The 6,180-nt window shown below is 65.8% G+C and carries 1 protein-coding gene; it reads left to right on the top strand.

Annotated features, from left to right (window positions below):
- Positions 1–13: 13 nt before the first annotated feature.
- Positions 14–6,180, top strand: a 6,167-nt coding sequence (locus GC106_RS45170; protein ID WP_173142371.1) for an SDR family NAD(P)-dependent oxidoreductase, incomplete at its 3' end; no start/stop codon positions are given.

Here is a 6,180-nt window from a genome sequence, read left to right as displayed (position 1 = left end):
GGGTGACGGTGCCGTGGCCAACGAAGAGAAGCTTCGTGAGCACCTGAAATGGATGACGACGGAACTACGTCAGGCTCGGCGGAGCCTGGCCGAGAACGAGTCGAAGGCCAGGGAGCCGATCGCGATCGTCTCGATGAGCTGCCGGTTCCCCGGCGGGGTGCGGTCACCGGAGGACCTCTGGCAGGTGGTGTTGGACGGCCGCGACGCCATCGCGCCGCTGCCGGACGACCGTGGCTGGAATCTCAGCCGGTTGTACCACCCGGACCCGGACGAACCCGGCTCGACCTACGTGCGCCAAGGCGGCTTCCTGACCGGCGCCGACGCGTTCGACCCGGAGTTCTTCGGCATCTCGCCGCGCGAGGCGCTGGCGATGGACCCGCAGCAGCGGTTGCTGTTGGAGACCGCGTGGGAGGCGTTCGAGCGCGCCGGGATGAACCCGGCTGGCCTGAAGGGCAGCCGGACGGGCGTGTTCGCCGGTGTGATGTACCACGATTACGGAACCAGGCTGGCCAAGGTCCCGGAAGAGATCGAGGGCTACCTGGTCAACGGCAGCGCCGGCGGCATCGCGTCGGGCCGGGTCGCCTACACCTTCGGGCTGGAAGGACCGGCCGTCACGGTGGACACGGCCTGTTCGTCGGCGTTGGTGGCGCTGCATCTGGCGGCGCAGTCGTTGCGGCAGGGCGAATGCGATCTGGCGCTTGCCGGTGGTGTGACGGTGATGTCGACACCCCAGTTGCTGGTCGAGCTGAGCCGCCAGCGTGGGCTCGCCCCTGACGGACGGTCGAAGGCGTTCTCGGCGCAGGCGGATGGATTCGGCCCAGGCGAAGGTGCCGGGCTCTTGTTGCTGGAACGGTTGTCGGATGCCCGTGCCAATGGCCATCGGGTGTTGGCTGTGGTGCGTGGTTCGGCGGTGAACCAGGATGGTGCTTCGAACGGGCTGACCGCGCCGAACGGTCCGTCGCAGCAACGGGTGATCCGCGAGGCGCTGGCCAACGCGGGCCTGGCACCGGCCGATGTGGACGTCGTGGAGGCGCACGGAACGGGCACCAAGCTGGGTGATCCGATCGAGGCGCAGGCGTTGTTGGCCACGTACGGGCAGGACCGCGAGCGGCCGTTGTGGTTGGGGTCGGTGAAGTCGAACATCGGGCACGCCCAGGCCGCCGCGGGTGTGGCCGGTGTGATCAAAATGGTGATGGCGATGCGAGAGGGCATCGTGCCACGGACATTGCACGCGATCGAGCCGTCGCCGCACATCGACTGGTCGTCCGGTGCGGTCCGCTTGGTGACCGAAACGACGTCGTGGCCGGAGCAGGACCGGCCCCGGCGGGCGGCCGTGTCGTCGTTCGGAGCCAGCGGCACCAACGCACACACCATTCTCGAACACGTGGAAGACGATCACGAGACCCGGCCGGAACCGCCCGCGACCATACTGCCCTGGGTATTGTCCGCCCGCACTGAAGAGGCGCTCAGGCAACAAGCCACGGCACTGTCCGATATAGACGGACGAGTTGACGACATCGGTCTGTCGCTGGCCGGGCGGTCCGGGTTCGAGTGCCGCGCGGTCGTGGTCGGGAATTCCGTTCCAGGACTGCGGGACGGGTTGCGTGTGGTGGCTGGCAACGGGTTGGCCAGCCATGTGGTGCGGGGTTCGGTGGTCACTGGCGCTGACCGAGTTGTGTTTGTGTTTCCTGGTCAGGGTTCGCAGTGGGTGGGGATGGCGCGGGAGTTGTTGGGGTCGTCTCCGGTGTTTGCTGAGCGTATGGGTGAGTGTGGGGCTGCTCTTGGGGAGTTTGTTGAGTGGTCTTTGGTGGATGTGCTTGGTGATGAGGTGTTGTTGGGGCGGGTTGATGTGGTTCAGCCTGTGTTGTGGGCTGTGATGGTGTCGTTGGCTGAGGTGTGGCGTTCTTGTGGTGTTGTTCCTTCTGGGGTGGTGGGGCATTCGCAGGGTGAGATTGCGGCTGCTGTGGTGGCTGGTGGTTTGTCGTTGGTGGATGGTGCTCGTGTGGTGGCGTTGCGTTCCCGGGCGATTCGGGAGGTGCTGGCTGGTCGTGGCGGGATGGTGTCCGTTCCGCTCCCGCCTGATGAGTTGTCATTGGGTGAAGGGTTGTCGGTTGCTGCGGTGAATGGGCCGCGTTCGACGGTGGTTTCGGGTGATCCTGAGGCGTTGGAGCGGTTGTTGGCGACGGTGGAGGGTGCTCGGCGGATTGCGGTTGATTATGCGTCTCATTCGGTGCAGGTGGAGGCGGTTCGGGATCGGTTGTTGTCTGATTTGGCGGGGGTCACGCCCAGGTCTGGGGGTGTGGCGTTTTATTCCACGGTGACTGGTGAGCGGATCGACTGTGCGGAGTTGTCGGCTGATTATTGGTTTCGGAATCTTCGGGAGACTGTCCGGTTCGATCAGGCGACGAGGGCTTTGCTTGATGGTGGTCATGGTGTGTTTGTTGAGGTGAGTCCGCATCCGGTGCTGGTTGTGGGGATGCAGGAGACTTTTGAGGACGCTGGTTGTGGTGCTGTGGCGTTGGGGACGTTGCGGCGTGGTGATGGTGGTTGGTCGCGATTGTTGACCTCGCTGGCTGAGGCGTACGTTCACGGTGTCGGGGTGGATTGGCGTCCGGTTTTCCCGGATGCGCGGGTGATCGACCTCCCGACGTATCCATTCCAGCGCAGGCGGTACTGGTTGGAATCGTCGCGGTCGTCGGGCGACGTGGCCGCTGCGGGACTGCGGTCGACGGGGCATCCGTTGTTGGCGGCCGCGGTGGAGTTGGCCGATGCGGACGGAGTGTTGTTGACCGGCAGTCTGTCGGTGGAGACTCACCCGTGGTTGGCGGATCACGCCGTGCATGGTGTGGTGTTGTTACCAGGCACGGCCATGGTCGAACTGGCGTTGCACGCCGGAGACCAGGTGGGATGCGATCGGCTGGACGAGCTGACGCTGCATGCGCCGTTGGTGCTGCCCGAGGGCGTGTCCGTGCGGGTGCAGATTTCGGTCGGTGCACCAGAAGAGGGCGGCCTGCGGCCGGTGTCGGTGTTCTCCCGGCTCGATGATGACCAACCGTGGGTCCGGCATGCCACCGGCACGCTGACCAGCGCCGGATCGCGAAAAACCCTGACCGGGCTGGCGGAGTGGCCGGTCCCGGACGCGCGACCGGTGGACGTGTCGGGGTTCTACGACCGTTTCGCCGAGCTGGGGTTTGCCTACGGCCCGGCGTTCGCGGGGTTGCGGGCGGCGTGGACTCGTGGTGAGGAGACTTTCGCCGAGGTCGTTCTGGGGGCCTCGGACGCTGACGGGTTCGGGATGCATCCCGCGCTGATGGATGCCGCGTTGCATGCGGTTGTGTTGGGCGGTGTGGACATCGGCGACGGCGCTTTGCCGTTCGCGTTCAACGGTGTTCAGGTACACGCGAACGGTGCCCGCGCTGTCCGGGTCCGGATCACTCCGGTCAGCCGGGACACAGTCGCGATCACCATCGCCGACCACACCGGACTGCCGGTGGTCACCATCGACTCTCTCACCGTCCGGCCTGTCACCAAAGAACAACTCACCACGACCCAAACCAACGCACTGTTCCGTGTCGACTGGACAGCGGTGACCCACCAGGCGACGGCCGAAGGCCGGCGTTGGGCGTTCCTCGGTGACGACGTGCCGTGCCTTCCTGGAGATCGCTACGCGGATCTCACCGACTTGCTCAGTGCCATCCGAGCCGGTCAGCCGCTTCCGGACGTGGTCGTGTCGCCGTGCTTCGCTCCGGAAGCTCCGCTTGCGCAGGCCGCGCGTTCCACCGTGCACCGAGCATTGGTGCTCCTTCAGGCGTGGTTGGCTGAACCAGAGCTTTCGTCGGTGAGACTGGTGTTCCTCACCAGGACGGCCCAGGCGGTCGACGCCCACGACGACGTGCCGGAGCTGGCGGCCTCGTCGATCTGGGGCCTGGTGCGCACGACGCAGACGGAGCATCCCGACAGGTTCTTCGTGGTCGATGTGGACGGTCGCGACGAATCGTACCGGGCACTGCCCGACGCGGTGGCTTCCGGTGAACCTCAACTGGCCGTTCGTGCCGGGTCGGTCCTGACACCGCGACTGGTCGGCGTCTCCGCCCCGGTCACCGGCGTTGACGTTCTTCAGGTCGATGGGACGGTCCTGATCGTGGGCGGCACCGGCACGTTGGGTCGTGCAGTGGCCCGGCATTTGATCGCGGAGCGTGGTGTTCGTTCCGTGGTTCTGGTCAGCCGAAGTGGTGGTGATGCGGGTGACTTGGCGGGGTTGGGTGCCGAGGTTCGGGTGGTGGCCTGTGACGCTGCTGATCGGGATACGTTGGCGTCGTTGGTTGCCGGGATTCCGGATCTTACCGCGGTGGTGCACGCGGCTGGTGTTCTCGATGACGCGGTCGTCTCGGCATTGACCACCGATCAAGTGGACAGGGCGTTCGCGTCCAAGGTGGACATCGCCGTGAACCTGCATGAGGTAACGGCTGGTTTGAGCCTGTCGGCGTTCGTGCTGTTCTCGTCGGCGGCGAGCGTGTTGGGTAGTGCTGGTCAGGCTGGTTATGCGGCCGCTAACGCGTTTCTGGACGCCTTGGCGCAGCATCGTCGTTCGTTGGGGCTGCCCGCGACTTCTCTTGCGTGGGGGTTGTGGGAGCAGACCAGCGGCATGACAGCACATTTGGCCGAGGTCGATCGTGCCCGGATGGCACGGTCGGGTATCCGTCCACTGTCCACAGTAGAAGCGCTGCGGTTGTTCGATACCGCTCTCGCTTGTGACGAGGCCGCCTTCGTTCCGATCAAGCTCGATCGACCGGCCATCTCCGGCGTGGTGCCGGTGGTGTTGCGGGGTTTGGTGCGTTCGAGTGTTCGCCGCGTCGTGGGTTCGCCCGACGATGGTCGGCTTGGTGGTCGGCTGGCGGGGATGTCCGGCGCGGAGCGTGACCGCGAGTTGTTGTTGCTCGTGCAGTCGTGTGTGGCGGCCGTGTTGGGCCACGACGGCGTGGAAGGCGTTGCACCCGGACGAGCGTTCAAGGAGCTGGGTTTTGACTCGTTGATGGCGGTTGAGTTGCGTAACCGGCTCGCCGCTGTGACCGGGGTGCGTTTGTCGCCGACGCTCGTGTTCGATTATCCGACACCGTTGGCGTTGGCGAAGCATCTGGATGGAGAGCTTCCCGGGCACGGTTCGTCGATTGCCGTACCGGCGGTGCCGCGCCATGCCGGTTCACGCGTTGCGGACGACCCCATTGTGATCGTGGCCATGGGCTGTCGTTTTCCGGGGGGTGTGAGTTCGCCGGAGGACTTGTGGCGGTTGGTGGCGGACGGCTGCGATGTGGTTTCGGGCTTTCCGACGGACCGCGGCTGGGACCTGGCCGGGTTGTACGACCCTGATCCGGACTCGCCGGGCAAGAGCTATGTCCGTGATGGCGGGTTCCTGAGCGATGTGGCCGGGTTCGACCCGGAGTTCTTCGGCATTTCGCCCCGTGAGGCGTTGGCGATGGACCCACAACAGCGTCTTCTGCTGGAGGTGGTGTGGGAGACGCTGGAGCGTGGGGGCGTCCGGCCGGACTCGCTCCGGGGTAGCTCGACCGGCGTGTACGTGGGCGCGATGCAAAGTAGCTATGCCGTCGGATATCCGGTGGTCGAGGGCCTGGAAAGCCACTTGATGACCGGTAACAGCGCGAGCGTCGCGTCCGGGCGGGTGGCCTACACGTTCGGGCTCGAAGGGCCAGCCGTGACGGTGGACACGGCTTGTTCATCCTCGTTGGTGGCTTTGCATCTGGCCTCGCAGGCGCTGCGTCACGGCGAGTGCGATCTGGCGCTGGTCGGTGGTGCCACCGTGATGGCGGCACCCGATGCTTTTGCCGCCTTCAGCCGGCAACGTGGGTTGTCACCGGACGGGCGATGCAGGGCGTTCGCGGCCTCTGCGGACGGCACCGGATGGGCTGAAGGCGTTGGCGTCCTGCTGGTGGAACGGTTGTCGGACGCGCGGCGCAACGGGCATTCGGTGCTGGCGGTCGTCCGTTCGACCGCGACCAATCAGGATGGTGCTACCAACGGCTTGACCGCGCCGAACGGCCCGTCGCAGCAGCGGGTGATTCGGCAGGCGTTGGCGGCTGCGGGTTTGTCCGCGTCCGATGTCGATGTGGTGGAGGCGCACGGGACTGGGACGACTTTGGGTGATCCGATTGAGGCGCAGGCGTT

It is taken from the genome of Kibdelosporangium persicum, from assembly GCF_013280595.1.
Classification (GTDB): Bacteria; Actinomycetota; Actinomycetes; order Mycobacteriales; family Pseudonocardiaceae; genus Kibdelosporangium; species Kibdelosporangium persicum.
This window is presented reverse-complemented; position numbering and strand designations above follow the sequence as displayed.